Here is an 18607-nt window from a genome sequence, read left to right on the forward strand (position 1 = left end):
TGCTTAAAGAAGGGGAAGTAAAATGATTACAAATCAGATAGTGATACCAAAATTAGAAGATAGTACTGAAATATTTAATTTAATTAGTCGTAATCGTCTTGAATTAAGTGAGTGGCTTCCATGGGTTAATGCTATGAAATCGATTAATGATGAAATAATTTTTTTAAGAGACTCTTTTAAGGATGAAACTAAATTAATTTTCGCTATAAAAATTAATAAGAATATCGTTGGCATGATTGATTTACATGGAATAGATTTACATATGGGAACTGCTGAGGTTGGTTATTGGTTAGACAAGTCGTATGTAGGACGCGGAATAATGTCAAAGGCCTTAACAGAACTTGAGAAACTAGCTATAAAGGAATATAAGTTAAAAAAATTAAAAATAATACTAGATTTGAATAATATAAAAAGTTTGAAAGTAGCTAAGACTAATAATTATCACTTTATAGAACAAAATGACCAAAATTTAATTTTTGAAAAGAGATTATAGAATTTATGATGGTATATTTATAAATGATATTATTATTTTTTGCTTTTTAATTGCTATTAAGGATATAATTTTAGATAGGTAATGTTGTTTAAATGGCGATTAATTATCTAAAATTATATATCGGGGGTAGGGACATGAAAGATTTAAACGAAAAAGAAATTGAACGATTGAGTAAAAAAAGTATTACTGAGAAAATTATAGATGGCGATTGGTACCAATATTCTAAAGAAGAATGGGCTCAAAAAACTGTTAAAACAAGTGCACAAACTATTTATAAAATAAATAAATTGGCGGCTCATGATACGAATGATGCAGATAAAATGCTTAAAGAATTTTTACCTAATATGGAAAAATCTGCTGAAATATATTTTCCAATTTCAACTATAGAATGGCCGGAAATGTTAAAAATAGGGTCAGGCACATTTATTAATTCTAATTTACAGATTTTAAGTGCAGGACAAATAACAATTGGAGAACACTGTTTCATTGGGCCTAATTGTCAGTTATATACACCTAATCATCATTCTATGGACAAAAATTTACGTCGTGAAGGATGGCAATATGATGCACCAATTACAATTGGTGATGATTGTTGGTTTGGTGGATCAGTGATTGTTTTACCTGGTGTCACGATTGGAAATAATGTCGTCGTTGGTGCTGGTAGTGTGGTAACAAAAGATGTACCTGATAATGTTTTAATCGCAGGTAATCCAGCACGAATTATTAAGACTATTGGTTAGATAAAGTTATGGCGAAAAGTAGCATAATTTAAAAATATTTGGGCAACAAAAAGGAGCTAGAATTTTTCTAGCTCCTTTTTGTTGCTCTTTTAAGGTTTATATGATTAATTTTTGTTCAATAATTAAATGACGGTAGTATAAAAGTGAATTTGGATCAATTCTTAACGTCATCATAATTTCTGAATCTGTCATCGTATTGTTAGTGAGAATAGAAAAACAAATAGCTGACTGGTACAGCAGACGTGGTGAAACATTTGGCGCAATAAATTGTAAATCTTTCTTTAAAAATTTATGTAGACCAGGTAAAGATAATAAAGGTGCTTCAACATTTTTACGCAGTTTTAAAAAGCAATCGTTGGAGTTTTGTAAAATTTGTAGTTGTTTAATATAGGTATTGAATTGCTTCAAAAATAATTCCTCTGTTTCCGTAAATGTTAATTGTTTAAAGCTAACGAAAAAACCAGGTTGTAAGATTTCTGAAATTTTAAAGAAATGCCGTGTCATTAATAAAACAAGTCGAGAATAGTAGCTAATTTCTGAATTTAAAAGATAAGAGTCGAAGTCTATTAACCAATTGAAGGTTATAACAGAATTTGCGATATTTTTTTTCCCTTTTAACATTAATGTTGGAATATGAGTATTTATCTGATGGGTAAATAAATATTTAAAATAACCATTCAGATGCGATAAAACCTTAGTATATGTTGAATTTTTAATATTTCTTTTATCTTGAAGCATAGTTAAATATTGACGAACGTCTGATTCTAAGATAGTTTCAACCATTATTGAATTAGAGAATGCATCATTAAAATTTAGAAGATAGTTAAAAAAATCATGAATATCGTAGTTATATTCTAAAATTGTTGATGGGGACAAAGAGTTGGATTCTAATGATAAATTAAAAGCTTTTTGATAGGGATAATTCATTTAATTGCCTCCTTTAGTAATAAACAATAAGTTACTTTAACTATATCACACTAATAAAGCGCACTGCAAAAATCGCAGTGCGCAAGACCAATCATTTATTAAAGATATTAGTGATATTAGTGATTTTATTCTTTTTTTGTCGATTAAAACTAAACCCTTGTCCCAGTACTTCATTAACACTACTAATTGAAACAAAAGCATTTGAATCCTGGTTTTGTAATATTTCCTTCAACTGATGAAGTTCATTACGGTTGATAACAACATAAATCATTTTTTTATTTTGGCGAGAATAAGATCCCTCACCATTGATGTAACTAACACCTCTGCCTAATTTATCCCAAATTTCATTAGTTATAATTTGATATTGGTCACTAATTATTAAGATGCCAAGTCCAGAATAACTACCTTCAAGAGTGAAGTTAACAATTTTTGAGAAAACATATGAGCTTAGTAGGGTATACATCATATGCCTTAAATCTAAGTAGCTAAGTGATATGACCAAAACAGCAATATCAAGGGCAAGAATTGTCTTACCCATTTGAATACCACGTGTTTTTTCAAAAATTCGAGCCACTACATCAGTTCCACCAGTAGTACCACCAAAACGATATACTAAGCCTGACCCAAGGCCACCAAAAGCACCAGCAAGGATACCTGCTAAAAACAAATCATCATTTACATTAATTTGAATCGGAACACGTTGCCAAATCCATAAGAAAAGAGATAACATTATTGTTCCATATATAGTATAGACTAATGATCGTTTACCTAAAAAACGGTAACCAATAAGGATTAATGGAACATTAATTGCAATTGTTGAATACGCAGGATCAATATGAAACCAATAACGTAAAATTAAAGTAACTCCGGTTATACCACCTTCAGCAAGATGGTTTGTTATATTAACGGTTGCTAATCCAAATGCATAAAAACAACAACCTAACGCAATCATTACTAAATCGATTATTTTAATTCGTTCATTTTTTAAGATTAGTTCTACCCCCTGAAATAAATTCAATATAAATATCATACCATATTATCGATGAATGTCTGCTGACTATCATTTTAAATCTAGTATAAATCTGTTAAACTAGATTGTATTAATTAAAGATGAGGAGGATTACTATGATTAAAGTTTTGGTTGCTGGATTTAAAGGACGAATGGGTGCCACTACAACAAATATGATCTTAGAAAATCCATTATTTGAATTAGTTGGAGTCTATAGTACTACAGCTACAGAAAAAAATATAAATGAAATTACTGACTATAAGACAGAGAATGTCCCAATATTCAATAAGCTAGATGAAATAAACGTAGTTTCCGATGTTTGGATTGATTTTACTGTCCCAAGTGTTGTTTTCGAAAATACTAAATTTGCTATTTCGAAACATATGTCACCAGTTATTGGGACTACGGGTTTATCGGAAAATAATATAGCTGAACTTAAACAATTATGTAAAACAGAAAAATTAGGTGGATTGATTGCTCCTAATTTTGGTATTTCAGCTGTTTTATTAATGCAATTTGCGCAACAAGCTGCTAAGTATTTACCTGACGTTGAAATTATTGAAATGCATCATGATAATAAATTGGATGCTCCAAGTGGTACAGCCTTAAATACCGCAAAATTAATTGCTGAAGTTCGTAAACCTAAAATTCAAGGCAACCCTGATGAAAGAGAAACATTACCAGGTGCGAGAGGTGCAGCCTTTGAAGGCATGAGAATTCATAGTGTCCGTTTACCAGGCTATGTTGCTCATGAACAAGTCTTATTTGGTGGCGAGGGTGAAGCATTAACTATTCGTCAGGACTCATTTGACCGTATTTCATTCATGTCTGGTGTTGCATTAGCTACTGAAAAAATTGGACAATATAAAGAATTACTAGTTGGATTGGAAAATATATTATGATAGTTTCCAATCTTGCGGATGATTTCATTAATGCTGAACCAGTGATTAAAGCCATTGAAAATGCTGGTTTTGAAGCATATTTTGTCGGAGGAAGTGTTAGGGATACTATCTTAGGATTACCAATCCATGATATTGATATTGCCACTAGTGCATACCCTGAGGAAATTAAGGAAATTTTTAATAAGACGGTAGATACAGGTATTCAACATGGGACTGTTATGGTTTTAGATCATGGAGAAGGTTATGAAATCACCACATTTCGAACAGAATCAACTTATCAAGATTTTAGACGTCCAGATCATGTTGAATTTGTACGCTCTTTAGAAGAAGATTTAAAACGTCGTGATTTTACAATCAATGCCTTAGCAATGACACATGATGGACGGATTATTGATTTGTTCAACGGACTACAAGATTTAGAAAATCACATCATTAGAGCTGTTGGCACTGCTGATGAACGTTTTAATGAAGATGCTTTACGAATGATGAGGGCAATTAGATTTGCAAGCCAATTAGATTTCACAATCGAAATGGAAACGAAGAAAGCATTAAATAAACATGCACCACTATTGAAAAAGATTGCTATTGAACGGATTCATATTGAATTTATTAAATTACTGTTGGGAAAAAATCCTCAAATTGGACTTCGACATTTTGTTGAATCAGATTTAGTAAAATATTGTCCCGAATTTAATAATTATTTATCGGAACTAACTGATATGTCAAAAATGCAATCAATTAAACTTACATCAGAAGTAGCTGCTTGGTCGTTAATTATTCATGTTCTAAAGATAACAGAAACTAATATTAATCATTTTCTAATCTCATGGAAAAGTTCAAATGAGTTAATTACACACGTTCAAATAGTTATCAAAGCACTTAACGGTATTATTCATGATTCCGTTAATCGAGAACTGATGTATGAAACTGGATTAGAATTATTATTAATTGCAAATGAAGTTGCAGCAATATTTAATAGTAATTTAGATGCAGAAATGCTGACAGTTGCTTATACTGCACTTCCAATTAAGTCTAAAAAAGACATGGCAATTAATGGACGACAGTTAATAAAAGATGTTGGTATTCAACCAGGTGAAAAATTAGGCCAAATTTTATCCATATTGGAAAATCGTATTTTACTAGAAGAAGTCCCAAACGAATCAACTCAATTATTAAAAGTGGCTAAGCAACTAATGTTAAAATTAGCGTAAAAAAAGAGATTAAATATCATTTAATCTCTTTTTTTACAAAACATGCTTAGTAATACAAATTATAAAAGAGAATCAATTAGATAAGAGAGTGATTACATGCAAACACTGAGGGTAGAACATTTAAAGAAAACATACGGCGAAAAAACATTATTTGATGATTTAAATTTTATTGTTAATGAAAAAGATAGAATCGGATTGATTGGAACTAACGGTTCAGGGAAAACAACGTTATTAAATGCATTAACAGACCTTGACCCAGCTGATTCAGGAGATTTAATTAAACCAAATAACTATCGTATGAGTTATTTAAAACAAATACCAGAATTAAATGATGATATGACAATTATGGAAGCCGCTTTTGAAGGAGCTTCACCTATTTTTGAAACAATTCGTCATTATGAAGCTGTTTTAACAGCCTATAGTGAACATCCTGAAGATGAAAAATTACAGCAACGTTACTCAGATGCGGAAGATCGTATGAATCGTGAAGATGCATGGAATGCCGATAATGACGTTAAAACAATTCTAACGCAATTACAAATAACGGATTTAACACAAAAAGTCTCAACCTTATCTGGTGGACAGAAAAAAAGAGTTGGCTTGGCTCAAGTACTCATACAAGCTCCTGACTTATTAATTCTTGATGAACCAACAAACCATTTGGACTTTAGTTCTATTGAATGGCTAGAAAGTTACCTTAAAACGTACAAAGGAGCTTTAATTGTTGTTACTCATGATCGGTATTTTTTAGATCAAATTGCCAACCAGATTTTAGAACTATCATTTGGTAAATTACACTCGTATGAAGGTAACTATCAAGATTTCGTTGCTCAAAAGGCTGAAAGAGTTGCCCAGGAAGTTACCGCTGAGCATAAAGAACAACAGCTATATAAAAAGGAACTAGCTTGGATGCGTACTGGAGCAAAAGCTAGATCAACAAAACAACAAGCACGAATTAACCGTTTTAACGATTTAAAAGAAAATATGAATTCATTACAAATTGATCAAGATGTTTCAATTGGACTAGGCCAACAGCGGCTTGGTAAAAAGGTTATTGAGCTAAAAGAAGCTAGTTTAGTCTTAGAAAATCATAAAATTATTGATCATTTTAGTGAGTTGATTCAGGCGAGCGATAGAATCGGGATTACCGGTAAAAATGGTGCTGGTAAATCTAGTTTACTAAATGCAATTGCTGGAAAATTACCACTTAACTCTGGCGAATTACTAATGGGCGAAACGGTTAAATTAGGTTATTACCAGCAACAAACTGAACCCATACCTGGCGATAAACGAATGATTAACTATCTAAATGAAATTGGTGAAAATATCGAAAATAAACATGGCGAACGAATAAGTACAACACAACTTTTAGAGCAGTTTCTTTTTCCAAGATCGATGCATGGGACATTAATTAGACAGCTATCCGGTGGTGAAAAAAGAAGACTCTATCTCTTGAAATTACTTATGCAACAACCAAATGTCTTATTACTAGATGAACCTACAAATGATTTAGATATTGGAACATTAACAGTACTTGAAGACTATTTAGAATCTTTTAATGGCGCAGTTATAACTGTCTCACATGATAGATATTTTTTAGATAAAGTTGCAGATCAATTACTTATTTTTGAAGGCGATGCTAAAATTAATCGTTATACTGGATTATTTACATCGTACCTTGCTAAAGAATCACTGGATGATGCCGTATCAATATCAAAAAAAGAAAAAATTATCGAACACGACACCATTTCTGACGATAAATTAAAAGTTAAATTAACTTATGCTGAACAAAAAGAATTTGAAACAATTGAACAGACAATTGATAATTTAGAAGCTAAGAAAGAAAAAGCTGAAAGTGATATGTCGAATATCAATGGCAATGATTTTGTAGCATTAAGTGAACTACAAGTGTCAATTGATAATTTAGATGATGAAATTGAAGAAAAGATGAATCGTTGGGACTATTTAGGTAAATATGCAGAAAAGGGGTAATTTTCGTATGGAAGAAACATATTTGCAACTTGAACGTGATATTTTAATGAACGGAAATGATAAATCTGATCGTACAAAAACGGGAACTAAAAGTCTTTTTGGCTATCAAATGAGGTTTGACTTAAGTCAAGGATTCCCACTACTAACAACTAAAAAAGTACCATTTGGTTTAATTAAGAGTGAGTTACTGTGGTTCTTAAAAGGTGATACTAATATCCAATATTTATTGAAACATAAGAATCATATTTGGGACGAATGGGCTTTTAAAAATTACATTGAAAGTTCTCAGTATATGGGTCCAGATATGACTGATTTTGGACATCGATCACTTTTAGAGACTGATTTTAAAAAAGAATATGAAGTACAGAAAAACCTTTTTTGCGATAAAATTATTGAAGACGATGAATTTGCAAAAAAGTTTGGTGAATTAGGTGACGTTTATGGTAGTCAGTGGCGTAATTGGAAAACTAGACAAGGTGATACGATTGACCAAATTAAAGATGTTATTGAAGCAATCAAAAAAACACCTGATTCTAGAAGATTAATTGTGTCCGCTTGGAACCCAGAAGATGTACCAAATGTGGCATTACCACCTTGCCATACGTTATTTCAATTTTATGTGGCTGATGGTAAATTAAGTTGTCAATTATATCAAAGAAGTGGCGATGTCTTTTTAGGTGTACCATTTAATATTGCAAGTTATGCGTTATTAACTCATCTAATTGCTAAAGAGGTTGGACTTGAAGTTGGTGAATTCATTCACACATTAGGCGATGCCCATATTTACAATAATCATATAGAACAAGTGAAGGAACAACTTTCTCGTGAAGTGCAACCCATGCCAAAATTATGGTTAAATCCTGATAAAAATAGTATTTTTGAATACGATATGACGGATATTAAAATAGAAGACTATAATCCTGCACCACCTATTAAAGCGCCTGTTGCAGTTTAATATTTACTTAAGGAGAGTCAATAATGATTAATTTTATTTGGGCTGAAGACAGTGAACATCATATTGGATATAAGGGTAAGCTACCTTGGTACTTACCAAATGATTTAAAATTTTTTAAGAAAACAACGCTTAATAAGGTCGTTGTTATGGGCAGAAATACATTTGAAAGTTTTCCGGGACTATTACCAAATCGAATTAATATTGTTCTTTCAAGTAAAAACGATTTAGTTGAAACAGATACTCTAAAGATTGTTCATTCAATACCAGAGTTGAATGATTTATTAGAAACATATTCTGAAGATATTTTTGTTATTGGTGGCGCAACATTATTTTCTGAAATGTATGTAAAAGTTAATAGATTGTATCAAACAAAAATTAACGCTACGTTTGATGGTGATGTGATGATGATTCCTATTGATTATACTCATTGGAAATTAATTGAAACGATTCCGGGAATGATTGACAAAAAAAATGTATATGATCATGAATTTAGAATTTATGATAAAAAATAATTAAAAAGCGAAGACATATCCAATACGGATGTGTCTTCGCTTTTTAACTTTAAGTATATAATAAAATAGAAAAAAACATTAATCCTGTACCTAACATCACAAATAAATGCCAAACGACATGTAAGTACTTAACACCGTTTATACTATAAATTCCAGCGCCGATTGTGAACGCAATGCCACCAGAAACAAGTAGCCAGAACCCAATTGTACCGAGGCTATTATAAAGTGGCATCATTGCGCTCAAACAAAGCCAGCCCATAATTAGATAAATGATGGTTGAAATTGTTTTAAAATGACCCAACCAAATTGATTTATAAATAATTCCTAAAACGGTCATCATCCAGATGATTCCGAATAGTGTCCAACCTAATGCCCCACCAACAGAGAGAAGACAATAAGGCGTATAAGTACCTGCTATCAGAATATAGATACTACTATGATCGAAGATTTGAAAAACAGTTCTTGCTCGTGTAAATATTAAACTATGAAATAGGGTAGAAGTTAAGTACAGCAGTACCAAAGATGAACCATATATAGCATACGAGGTAATTTCTAATGCACTACCATTATGAGCACCTTTAATAAGTAAAAAAATCAATCCCGCTATACTTAACCCAAGACCAATACCATGAGTTACCGCGTTTAATACCTCATTTAAGATGAGATACCTTCTACTGTAATTATGTTCCAAAAAAACACCTCAGTCATCAATTTCTATGTGAAATAGACCAGTAATTCTGATATACTAGACATTATAAATAGAAAAGTTTATAGTGACATTATTGTATCATGATTAAAAACTTTTGTTAAGAAAGTGTGGATGAAGAAACATGAAAAAAATTAAAATAATAACGGATTCATCTGTTGGATTAACAGATAATGAAATAAAAGAAAATGACATTAGCATTATACCTCTAAGCGTTATGATTGATGATACTATTTACGTTGAAGGTGAATCAATTACAAATGACGAATTTGAGACTAAAATGGAAACGTCAAAAACGTTACCTAAAACAAGTCAGCCACCAATTGGTACTTTTGTAGAAATGTTTGACAGTCTTGGGGCAGATGGTAGCCAAGTTCTCTCACTTAACATGACTGACCAAATTAGTGGTACAGTTCATACTGCAGAGCAAGCTGCAGAAATGAGTCAATCCGATGTAACCGTTGTTGATACTCGTTCTACTGATCGAGGTATGGCTTTTCAAGTCTTAGCAGCTGCTAAGTTAGCAAATTCAGGTGCATCAATGGATGATATTTTAACAAAAATTTCTGAAATCCGTAAGAATTCAACTCTAAATATGGCCGTTATGACTCTGGATAATCTGGTCAAAGGTGGACGTATATCAAGATTAACTGGTGTTCTTTCAAGTGTTTTAAATATGAAGATTATTTTGGAAATGATTGATGGCGAATTAAAAATTAAAAATAAAGGCCGTGGTATGAAGACGGTTAACAGATTTATTGCAGATTTAGTTGAAGAATTAAAAAGTACACCTAATGTTAAAGCAGTAGGTATTTCTCATGCTGGAAATGAAAAAAAGGCATTTGAAGTTCGCGATTTATTACAAACAGCAGTCCCAAAAGTTGATATTCTAGTTCGACAGACAGCACCTATTATTGCGACGCATGGTGGTCCAGGGGCTTTTGCAGTGATGTTCTACACAGATAAAGACTAATATATTAAATAATTATTTTTAAACTGGTCCAAAAACAGCTGTTTTTGTCCGGTTTTTTTAATTAAATAAAGGAATGATTTTTTGAAATTTTTTAAAAGCTTTTCCATTACTATTTTAAGTATTTTAGTACTAAGTGGTCTTATATTTAGTGGGCTGTGGTTTGCAACCGGCCATTTTTCGAATCATTCTTTAATAACAGTGCCCCATAAAAAAACAGCTCTTAAGCTAGTATCCCTTGGTGATTCTTTAACGCAGGGTGTCGGAGATGAAACGAATAAAGGTGGATTCGTTTCATTAATTACAGAAAAAATAAATACTGATAAAAATATGAAAGTAACTGCCTCTAACTTTGGCTTATCAGGAGATCGAAGTGATCAAATTTATAGCAGATTAAAGAAACAACCCAAAATGCAAAAAACGTTAAAAAAAGCCACTGTTATTACATTAACAGTTGGTGGGAATGACCTATTACAGGTTATACAAAAAAACATTTTATCTAATGATACTGATAAGTTAAATAAAGCTATTGATACTGAAAAAATGACTTATACAAAAAATTTAAATGATTTATTTAAAGAGATTAGAAAATATAATAATAGCGCGCCTATCTACGTTATAGGAGTGTATAACCCATTTTACGTTTATTTCCCCGAAATGAGTAGTATGAAAACGATTGTTAAATCATGGAATAACGTAACCAACAAGGTTGTTAAAAATGATAAAAATAGTTATTTTGTTAGTGTTGAAAAACAGCTTTCTGAAGGACAATATTATGGTAAAACAAGTAAATTAGCCAAGACTTTGGGTAGCTCAGACTTATCTGATTTATCTAGTTTTAATCTTGAAAGTGTCTTGCAAGAAAAAGATGAAAAAAATAACTATATTTCTATAACTGATCATTTTCATCCAAATAAAAAAGGTTATAAAAAAATGACTGATTTGTTGTTCAAATCAATGGAAGAACATCATTTATTTAAATAATGAGGAGAATTATGCCGAAAAGAACAGAAAAAACATCAACCACTTTTAACGCATGGAAAGTTGCGTTTATCATATTATTTTCTTTATTGATTGGCGTACTACTTTATTTTTCCGTTAGTATTATGAACCAATCCCAAGATCAAAAGACACTAACAACTCAAACCACTTCAAAAGCAACAAAAAGAACAGAACTAAGCGTGGAAATGAACAAGGAACAACTTAACGGAACCATTAATTATTATTTAAAATCAATTCAAAAAGGTCAATCAATTAAATATCGGTTTTTAGTAGATAAATCTGCTATATTAATGGGCACAACAAAAATTTTAGGACAAAATATTTCATTCACATTATATTCAGATCCAGTTGTAACAGATGATGGTAATATCTTGTTAAAAGCAAAATCTGTTGCTGTAGGTTCATTACCAGTTCCTAAAAAGTTTATAATGGATTATGTAAAAAATGCATATGATTTACCAAATTGGATTACGATTAATAGCAAAGAACAAACAATTATGCTTAACTTAAAAAAACTAGATATTGAGAATGGTATACAAGCTAGTGCAACCAAAATTGATTTAAAAACGAATGTTTTTAAATTCGATGTTTCTATCCCTTTAAATTAAATGAGGTATCAATTTATGAGACAAACATTTTATCAATTTTTAATGACCGAACGCAATGATCACGGTACGGATGAGGTGTCCCAATTTGCAAATAATGCATTTTATGATCAAAGTTTTCCTAAATTGTCAGATAAGTATGACTTTCTTTCTAATTATCTTGAATTAAATGCAGGATATTTACCTTCAATGACAATTTTTGATGACGCTTGGGCCCGATATTTAGACAAAATGAATTAGTGGGGAATTAAATTATGGAAAAAGATAAAAAAGAAAAACGTTTTAGATTTGGTCGTCATTTTTGGACCTTAATAGGGTCAATTTGTTTATCTTTTATAGTCGGAGCTGCTGCAATGTATTTTTTTGCAATTAGTCAAATTAATACATTAGTTGGGTCATTACAAACGACTAGTTCAGATTTAGCCAAAATTGAGTCTGTTTATTCGGCACTAAATAATTCTTATTATAAAAATATCAGTAAGAAAAAATTAGTCGATGGGGCTATCAATGGTATGGTCGACTCTACTGGAGATAAATTTACGGCCTATTTAGGTAAAGAAGATGCGACTAATTTAAATTCAACTATTTCTAGTAAATTTGTTGGAATCGGTGCTGAAGTCAAAATTAGCAAGAAAAATATTCAGATTGTTTCAGCTATTAAAGGAACACCAGCTAAAAAGGCTGGTTTGAAGACAGATGATATTATCCAAAAAATAGATGGTAAATCTATTTATGGTCTCAGTTTAGAAAAAGCTGTTTCAAAAATTAGAGGTAAAAAAGGAACAATAGTGAAACTAACTATTAAACGTGATTCATCAACATTTAATGTTTCAATAAAACGAGATGATATTCCTGTTAAAACAGTCTATAGTAGTATTTCGAAAAAGAATAAAAAAGTAGGATATATTCAAATTAGTACATTTTCTGAGGATACATCTAACGAAGTCAAATCTGCAGTGAAGTCACTTAGAAAAGATGGCGCTACATCGTTTGTCATTGATGTTCGTGATAATCCAGGTGGCCTTATGGATCAAGCATTAGCGATTGGATCAATGTTCTTAAAAGATGGTCAAACAATTATGCAGGTACAAGGCAAAACGGGTTCTCCTGAAGTATATAAGGCTGGTAAAAAATATGACTCAGGATTTAAAGTCACAGAAAAAACAGCTGTTGTCATTAATAAAGATAGTGCAAGTGCTTCTGAAATTTTAGCAGCCGCACTTAACCAATCTGGTAATGATAAATTAATTGGGTCAACATCTTATGGAAAAGGTACCGTCCAAACAATCAATACCTTTACAGATAAAACAGAATTAAAAGTTACCATTGCTAAATGGCTAACACCTGATGGTTCTTGGATTAATAAAAAAGGGATTAAGCCTACTATTTCAGCTGATTATCCTGCGTATGCTTATTCACCACTAATTAATACTGATAAAACATATAAATATGAAGACGTTACACCTCAAGTTAAAACGATTCAAGTTTACTTAAGCGCACTTAATTATTATAAAGACAAAAATAATGGTTACTTTGGTACATCAACGGTTAATGCAGTAAAAATGTTACAAAAAGAAAATACTTTAACTCAAACGGGCGAAGTTAACAAAGATACTGCTTTAAAAATTGAAACATTAGTTCAGAAAAAAATTTCAAAAAATGATCCTGCCTATGATGCGGCAATTAAATCGTTAACAAATTAATAAAAGACTGAAGAGGGCGAAACTAAATAGCGGAACTCTCTTCTTTTTGTGCACAAATTAAGGTATTCTGATTAAGAGAGTTAAATATAAAGAATTAAGCAAGTTAATTAAAAGTTTACTTGGCTTAACAAGGAGAATTTAAATGACAGTAATCCAATGGTTCCCAGGACATATGGCAAAAGCCTTAAGATTAGTAAAGGAAAAATTAAACTTAGTAGATATCGTACTTGAATTAGTTGATGCAAGATTGCCTGAATCATCTAGAAATCCGCAACTTGAGCAATTACTTGCAACAAAACCTCATATTATGGTTTTAACAAAAAAAGATATGGCCGATCCGAACGTTACTGCACGTTGGCTACAGTACTATGAAAACAAAGGAATTCCGGCAGTTGCAGTAGATAGTCAACACGGACAACTTAACGCTATCGAGAAAAAAATTAACGTTGTTTTAAAAGATAAAATAGCGTTACGAGAAAGTAAAGGTATCCTCCAACAACGAGTTAAGGTAATGTGTATCGGAATTCCGAATGTTGGAAAATCGACGTTACTAAATCATTTGTTAAGTAAAAATGTCGCCATAACTGGAAATAGACCTGGGGTGACAAAAGCACAGCAATGGTTAAAAGCCGGAAAATCAATGTCTCTTTTAGATACACCAGGTATTTTATGGCCCAAATTTGAAGATCAAGAAATCGGTAAACGTCTTGCTTTAACAGGAGCAATAAAAGACTCTTTATATGCAAAAGATGACATTGCATTATACGGGTTAGAACATTTTAAACAAACAAATCCAAAGGCATTACAAGAGAAATATAAATTAACGGATGAACAAATGCAGTTAAGTAATGTTGATTTATTATTAGATTTAACAAAAAAAATGGGTTTCAAAGAAGATTATGATCGTGCGAGTGAGAGAATTATATTTGATATTAGACAAGGTAAACTTGGTCGTTATACCTTAGAAATCCCTCAATTGGGTGGCGAATAGTTGTGACCAAATTTACAATTTCTCAAGTAAAAGAACATTTATTGAATAATCCATCGGATAATTTTATGCAAGAAATAGCTAAAGACTCTCGCAAAGGAGTTATTAAGCTTTTAATCCAATATAATAATAGACAAAAAAAACTAGTTGAACACCAAGAATTATTTAATCGTAGGTTAGTAATAGAAAGAGACCTATGGCAGAATGGTATTCCTTACATCGCTGGTATTGATGAGGTTGGAAGAGGACCGTTAGCTGGTCCAGTTGTTAGTGCAGCAGTTATTTTACCTCATAATTTCAATCTAATTGACGTGAATGATTCGAAAAAATTATCTGCATCTATGCGTGAAGCATTATACGTTGAAATATTAGCTACAGCTGTTTCAGTTGGTATATCTGTGATAAATAATCAAACAATTGATGAAGTTAATATATATCAAGCATCAAGAATTGCTATGTTAGAAGCTGTTAATTCATTGGACGTGAAACCACAACAATTATTGATTGATGCTATGACGATTGATAGCGATATTCCGCAGGAAAGTTTCATTAAAGGCGATTCTAAAAGTGCTAGTATTGCTGCTGCTAGTATCGTTGCTAAGGTTTACCGAGATCATCTCATGAACTTTTACAATGAATTATATCCAGGATACGATTTCAATCATAATGATGGATATGGAACTAAAAAACATTTAGCAGGACTTAGCAAATTAGGAGTCACTCCAATTCATCGTCGAACATTTGAACCAATTAAATCTATTCTAAAAAAATAATGAAATAAATTGCGTACCTTATTAGTATTAATGACTAATAAGGAGAAACAATGACAATAAGAGACACTTTAATTAAACTTAGACTATGTTCTGAAATAACGTATATTGGCGAAAATAAAATTTTTGATTGGTTACAACAGAATCCAAGTTGTACTGATTTAACTCTAGATGTAATTAAATCCATTTTAAATTTAAATAGTAAAAAAATAGCTAGTTTCAGTAAAGCTTACACTAGTATTTCATTGAAAAATGAGGTTATTACCAATAAGTTACATTCAACAATTGTGACTATTATTGATGAGGACTATCCGTATCGACTAAAAGAATGCTATCGACCACCAATTGTTCTTTTTATGCGAGGAAATACGCAATTATTAAATCGACAATCACTTGCTGTTGTTGGTGCTCGGCAAAGAACTGACTACTCAATAGAAGTAATACGATTATTATTACCAAATAGTATCCAAAATGATAAGGTAATTTTAAGCGGATTAGCAGCCGGCGTTGATACCTTGGCACACCAATTTACAATAGCTAACGGAGCAGATACAATTGCTGTTATTGGGACAGGTTTAAATATTTATTATCCAAAAATTAATGAAGATTTACAAATTGAAATTAGCAAAAAGGGACTTTTATTATCTGAGTACGGACTGAATACAGGACCACAACGTAATCATTTCCCTGAAAGAAATCGAATTATTGCAGGCCTTTGTGAATGCTTATTAGTTACAGAGGCTAAACACCATAGTGGTAGTCTTATAACTGCCAATTTAGCATTGCAAGAAAATCGCACAGTACTAGCTGTACCCGGATCAATTATTAGTCCTCTTTCACTTGGGTGTAATGAACTAATAATAGCCGGTGCAATGCCGATTATTAACGGTGAACAGATACTTGCAGAGTTCTATGAAAACTAGTTACGCTTGACAAGTCTCTCTAATATGCTTTAAGATTACTAACGATTTTAAAAATGTTATTGCTTACAATATAAATACTACGAAGGAGTTCAATTATGCCAGTAACCAAAAAGAAAAAGAGAACGCCGGCAAAAAAAAATCTAGTTATTGTTGAATCACCTTCTAAGGCTAAAACAATTGAAAAATACCTAGGCAGCAACTACCATGTTGTCGCTAGTCTTGGACATATTAGAGATTTACCACGAAGTAAAATGGGAGTTGACGTTGAAAACAACTATGATCCTCATTACATTTCAATTCGTGGTAAAGGCGATGTTATTAAAAGTTTAAAAAAAGAAGCTAAAAAAGCTAAAAATGTTTATCTAGCAGCCGATCCTGATCGTGAAGGCGAGGCAATTGCATGGCATTTATCTCATATTTTAGATTTAGATATCACGGACAAAAATCGTGTTGTTTTTAATGAAATTACAAAAGATGCAGTTAAAAATGCTTTTAATGATCCTAGATCAATTGATATGAATTTAGTTGATGCACAACAAGCTCGCCGTATTTTAGATAGATTAGTTGGTTATTCAATTAGTCCTTTATTATGGGCTAAAATAAAAAAAGGCTTAAGTGCTGGTCGAGTTCAGTCTATTGCTTTGAATTTAATTATTGATAGAGAAAAAGAAATTCGTGCATTTATACCAGAGGAATACTGGACTATTGATTCTGAATTTAAAAAAGGTAAAGAGAAATTTGATGCAGCTTTTTATGGTATTAAGGGAAAGAAAAAAGCACTTCATGATAATGAAGATGTTAAAAAAGTAATGGCATTAATTGATACAAAACAAGATTTTGATATCACCGCTGTCACAAAAAAAGAACGTAAAAGATTTCCAGCTTTACCATTTACTACAAGTACAATGCAACAAGATGCTAATAGAAAATTAAACTTTCGTACAAGAAAAACGATGATGGTTGCACAACAATTATATGAAGGAATTCATCTCGGAAAACAGGGTACTGTTGGTTTAATCACTTACATGCGTACCGACTCGACTCGTGTATCTACGACTGCCAAACATGAAACTGCTCAATTTTTACACGAAAAGTATGGTGAAGATTATGCAGCTATTAAGCCACGCAAAGGTAAATTACAAGAAGGTGCACAGGACGCACATGAAGCAATTAGACCTTCCTCTGTTTTACGTACACCTGCTTCAATGAAGGATTATTTAAGTAATGATCAAATGAAGTTATATAAATTAATTTGGTCGCGATTTGTTGCCAGTCAAATGACACCAGCTGTAATGGATACAATGTCTGTATCTATTGAACAAAATGGCGTTACTTATCATACTTCTGGGTCAAAGACTAAGTTTGCAGGTTATACAAAAATTTATGAGGATAACAAAAAGACTGATAATATTTTACCGGATTTAAAAGTTGGCGATCATGTTAAGTTAGCTAAAAATCAGCCTAACCAACATTTTACTCAGCCACCTGCTAGATTCACTGAAGCAAATTTAATTAAAACACTTGAAGAAAATGGTGTTGGACGTCCATCAACGTATGCACCAACCTTGGATACTATTCAACGTCGATATTATGTGAAATTAATTGCTAAGCGTTTTGAACCAACTGAACTGGGTGAAATTGTAGATGATATGATTGAAGCTTATTTTAGTGATATTGTGAATGTTAAATTTACTGCTGAATTAGAAAAAGGTCTTGATAACATTGAAGTCGGAGACGAAAATTGGGTTAAAGTTGTTGATGATTTTTATAAACCATTTTCAAAAAATGTTGAACATGCCCAAGAAACAATTGAGAAAGTTCAAATTAAAGATGAACCAGCTGGATTTAATTGTGAAATTTGTGGGTCACCGATGGTTATTAAGATGGGCCGATATGGTAAATTTTTTGCATGTACGCGTTTTCCAGATTGTCGTAATACAAAAGCAATCGTTAAAGAAATTGGTGTAACTTGTCCATTGTGTCAGCAAGGGGAAGTAATTGAACGTAAATCTAAACGAAATCGTTTATTCTATGGTTGCTCAAGATACCCAGATTGTGAATTCGTATCATGGGATAAACCTATTGGTCGCGAATGTCCAAAATGTCAACATTATTTAATTGAGAAAAAAGTAAAAGGTGGAAAACAAGTCAAATGTAGTAATTGTGACTATGAAGAAGCGGTTCAAAAATAATTGAATC

The 18607-nt window shown here is 31.8% G+C and carries 19 protein-coding genes; 16 read left to right on the plus strand and 3 right to left on the minus strand.

What is annotated here, in order from left to right:
• The first annotated feature begins 22 nt into the window (after nucleotides 1-22).
• Nucleotides 23-493 carry a GNAT family N-acetyltransferase gene (locus AC1RPW_RS02305; protein WP_481761341.1) on the plus strand — a complete coding sequence of 157 codons (471 nt, stop codon included), beginning with the start codon at nucleotides 23-25 and terminating at the stop codon, nucleotides 491-493.
• A gap of 134 nt (nucleotides 494-627) precedes the next feature.
• Nucleotides 628-1233, plus strand: a complete 606-nt coding sequence (locus AC1RPW_RS02310) for a sugar O-acetyltransferase (protein WP_481761340.1) — start codon at nucleotides 628-630, stop codon at nucleotides 1231-1233.
• Between the two features lie 96 nt (nucleotides 1234-1329).
• Here AC1RPW_RS02310 and AC1RPW_RS02315 read toward each other — a convergent pair whose 3' ends face one another.
• Together AC1RPW_RS02315 and AC1RPW_RS02320 are read right to left on the minus strand one after the other, a co-directional pair.
• The gene (locus AC1RPW_RS02315) at nucleotides 1330-2160 is read right to left on the minus strand and encodes a site-specific integrase (protein ID WP_481761339.1); all 831 of its coding nucleotides are present in this window, start codon (nucleotides 2158-2160) and stop codon (nucleotides 1330-1332) included.
• A 91-nt stretch (nucleotides 2161-2251) separates the two neighbouring features.
• On the minus strand, nucleotides 2252-3112 hold the full coding sequence (locus AC1RPW_RS02320) for a YitT family protein (RefSeq protein ID WP_481761410.1): 861 nt from the start codon (nucleotides 3110-3112) through the stop codon (nucleotides 2252-2254).
• Nucleotides 3113-3285: 173 nt separating this feature from the next.
• Between AC1RPW_RS02320 and dapB the strand changes: the two genes are divergently transcribed.
• The 5 genes from dapB to AC1RPW_RS02345 all read left to right on the plus strand — a co-directional run bounded on the left by dapB (nucleotide 3286) and on the right by AC1RPW_RS02345 (nucleotide 8741).
• Nucleotides 3286-4071 carry a 4-hydroxy-tetrahydrodipicolinate reductase gene (dapB, locus tag AC1RPW_RS02325; protein WP_409022516.1) on the plus strand — a complete coding sequence of 262 codons (786 nt, stop codon included), beginning with the start codon at nucleotides 3286-3288 and terminating at the stop codon, nucleotides 4069-4071.
• Nucleotides 4068-5282 (plus strand): CCA tRNA nucleotidyltransferase, encoded by a 1215-nt coding sequence (locus tag AC1RPW_RS02330; RefSeq protein WP_481761338.1) that lies wholly within the window; start codon nucleotides 4068-4070, stop codon nucleotides 5280-5282. Before dapB ends, AC1RPW_RS02330 begins: the two co-directional genes overlap by 4 nt.
• A gap of 96 nt (nucleotides 5283-5378) precedes the next feature.
• Complete coding sequence (locus AC1RPW_RS02335; protein ID WP_481761337.1) at nucleotides 5379-7274, plus strand: ABC-F family ATP-binding cassette domain-containing protein; 1896 nt, start codon at nucleotides 5379-5381, stop codon at nucleotides 7272-7274.
• A 7-nt stretch (nucleotides 7275-7281) separates the two neighbouring features.
• Entirely contained in the window at nucleotides 7282-8229 is a 948-nt protein-coding gene (locus tag AC1RPW_RS02340; RefSeq protein ID WP_481761336.1) for a thymidylate synthase, read from the plus strand.
• A gap of 23 nt (nucleotides 8230-8252) precedes the next feature.
• A complete protein-coding gene (locus tag AC1RPW_RS02345) occupies nucleotides 8253-8741 on the plus strand; it encodes a dihydrofolate reductase (protein WP_481761335.1) in 489 nt (162 codons plus the stop codon).
• A gap of 49 nt (nucleotides 8742-8790) precedes the next feature.
• Here AC1RPW_RS02345 and trhA read toward each other — a convergent pair whose 3' ends face one another.
• The gene (trhA, locus tag AC1RPW_RS02350; protein ID WP_481761334.1) at nucleotides 8791-9432 is read right to left on the minus strand and encodes a PAQR family membrane homeostasis protein TrhA; all 642 of its coding nucleotides are present in this window, start codon (nucleotides 9430-9432) and stop codon (nucleotides 8791-8793) included.
• Between the two features lie 139 nt (nucleotides 9433-9571).
• Between trhA and AC1RPW_RS02355 the strand changes: the two genes are divergently transcribed.
• From AC1RPW_RS02355 to topA, 9 genes are all read left to right on the plus strand, one after another.
• On the plus strand, nucleotides 9572-10420 hold the full coding sequence (locus tag AC1RPW_RS02355; RefSeq protein ID WP_481761333.1) for a DegV family protein: 849 nt from the start codon (nucleotides 9572-9574) through the stop codon (nucleotides 10418-10420).
• A gap of 198 nt (nucleotides 10421-10618) precedes the next feature.
• Nucleotides 10619-11401 (plus strand): SGNH/GDSL hydrolase family protein, encoded by a 783-nt coding sequence (locus tag AC1RPW_RS02360; protein ID WP_481761332.1) that lies wholly within the window; start codon nucleotides 10619-10621, stop codon nucleotides 11399-11401.
• Between the two features lie 11 nt (nucleotides 11402-11412).
• Nucleotides 11413-12027 (plus strand): YpmS family protein, encoded by a 615-nt coding sequence (locus AC1RPW_RS02365; RefSeq protein ID WP_409022524.1) that lies wholly within the window; start codon nucleotides 11413-11415, stop codon nucleotides 12025-12027.
• A 15-nt stretch (nucleotides 12028-12042) separates the two neighbouring features.
• Nucleotides 12043-12264 carry a YozE family protein gene (locus AC1RPW_RS02370; RefSeq protein WP_409022525.1) on the plus strand — a complete coding sequence of 74 codons (222 nt, stop codon included), beginning with the start codon at nucleotides 12043-12045 and terminating at the stop codon, nucleotides 12262-12264.
• Nucleotides 12265-12278: 14 nt separating this feature from the next.
• A complete protein-coding gene (locus AC1RPW_RS02375) occupies nucleotides 12279-13727 on the plus strand; it encodes a S41 family peptidase (protein ID WP_481761331.1) in 1449 nt (482 codons plus the stop codon).
• A gap of 142 nt (nucleotides 13728-13869) precedes the next feature.
• Nucleotides 13870-14718 carry a ribosome biogenesis GTPase YlqF gene (gene ylqF, locus AC1RPW_RS02380; RefSeq protein WP_481761330.1) on the plus strand — a complete coding sequence of 283 codons (849 nt, stop codon included), beginning with the start codon at nucleotides 13870-13872 and terminating at the stop codon, nucleotides 14716-14718.
• Between the two features lie 2 nt (nucleotides 14719-14720).
• On the plus strand, nucleotides 14721-15488 hold the full coding sequence (locus AC1RPW_RS02385; protein ID WP_481761329.1) for a ribonuclease HII: 768 nt from the start codon (nucleotides 14721-14723) through the stop codon (nucleotides 15486-15488).
• A 50-nt stretch (nucleotides 15489-15538) separates the two neighbouring features.
• The gene (dprA, locus tag AC1RPW_RS02390) at nucleotides 15539-16408 is read left to right on the plus strand and encodes a DNA-processing protein DprA (RefSeq protein ID WP_481761328.1); all 870 of its coding nucleotides are present in this window, start codon (nucleotides 15539-15541) and stop codon (nucleotides 16406-16408) included.
• Nucleotides 16409-16503: 95 nt separating this feature from the next.
• The gene (gene topA / locus AC1RPW_RS02395) at nucleotides 16504-18600 is read left to right on the plus strand and encodes a type I DNA topoisomerase (RefSeq protein WP_481761327.1); all 2097 of its coding nucleotides are present in this window, start codon (nucleotides 16504-16506) and stop codon (nucleotides 18598-18600) included.
• Nucleotides 18601-18607 lie beyond the last annotated feature (7 nt).

The sequence above is a fragment of the Dellaglioa sp. CoH-55-MRSF-8 genome (genome assembly GCF_056782195.1).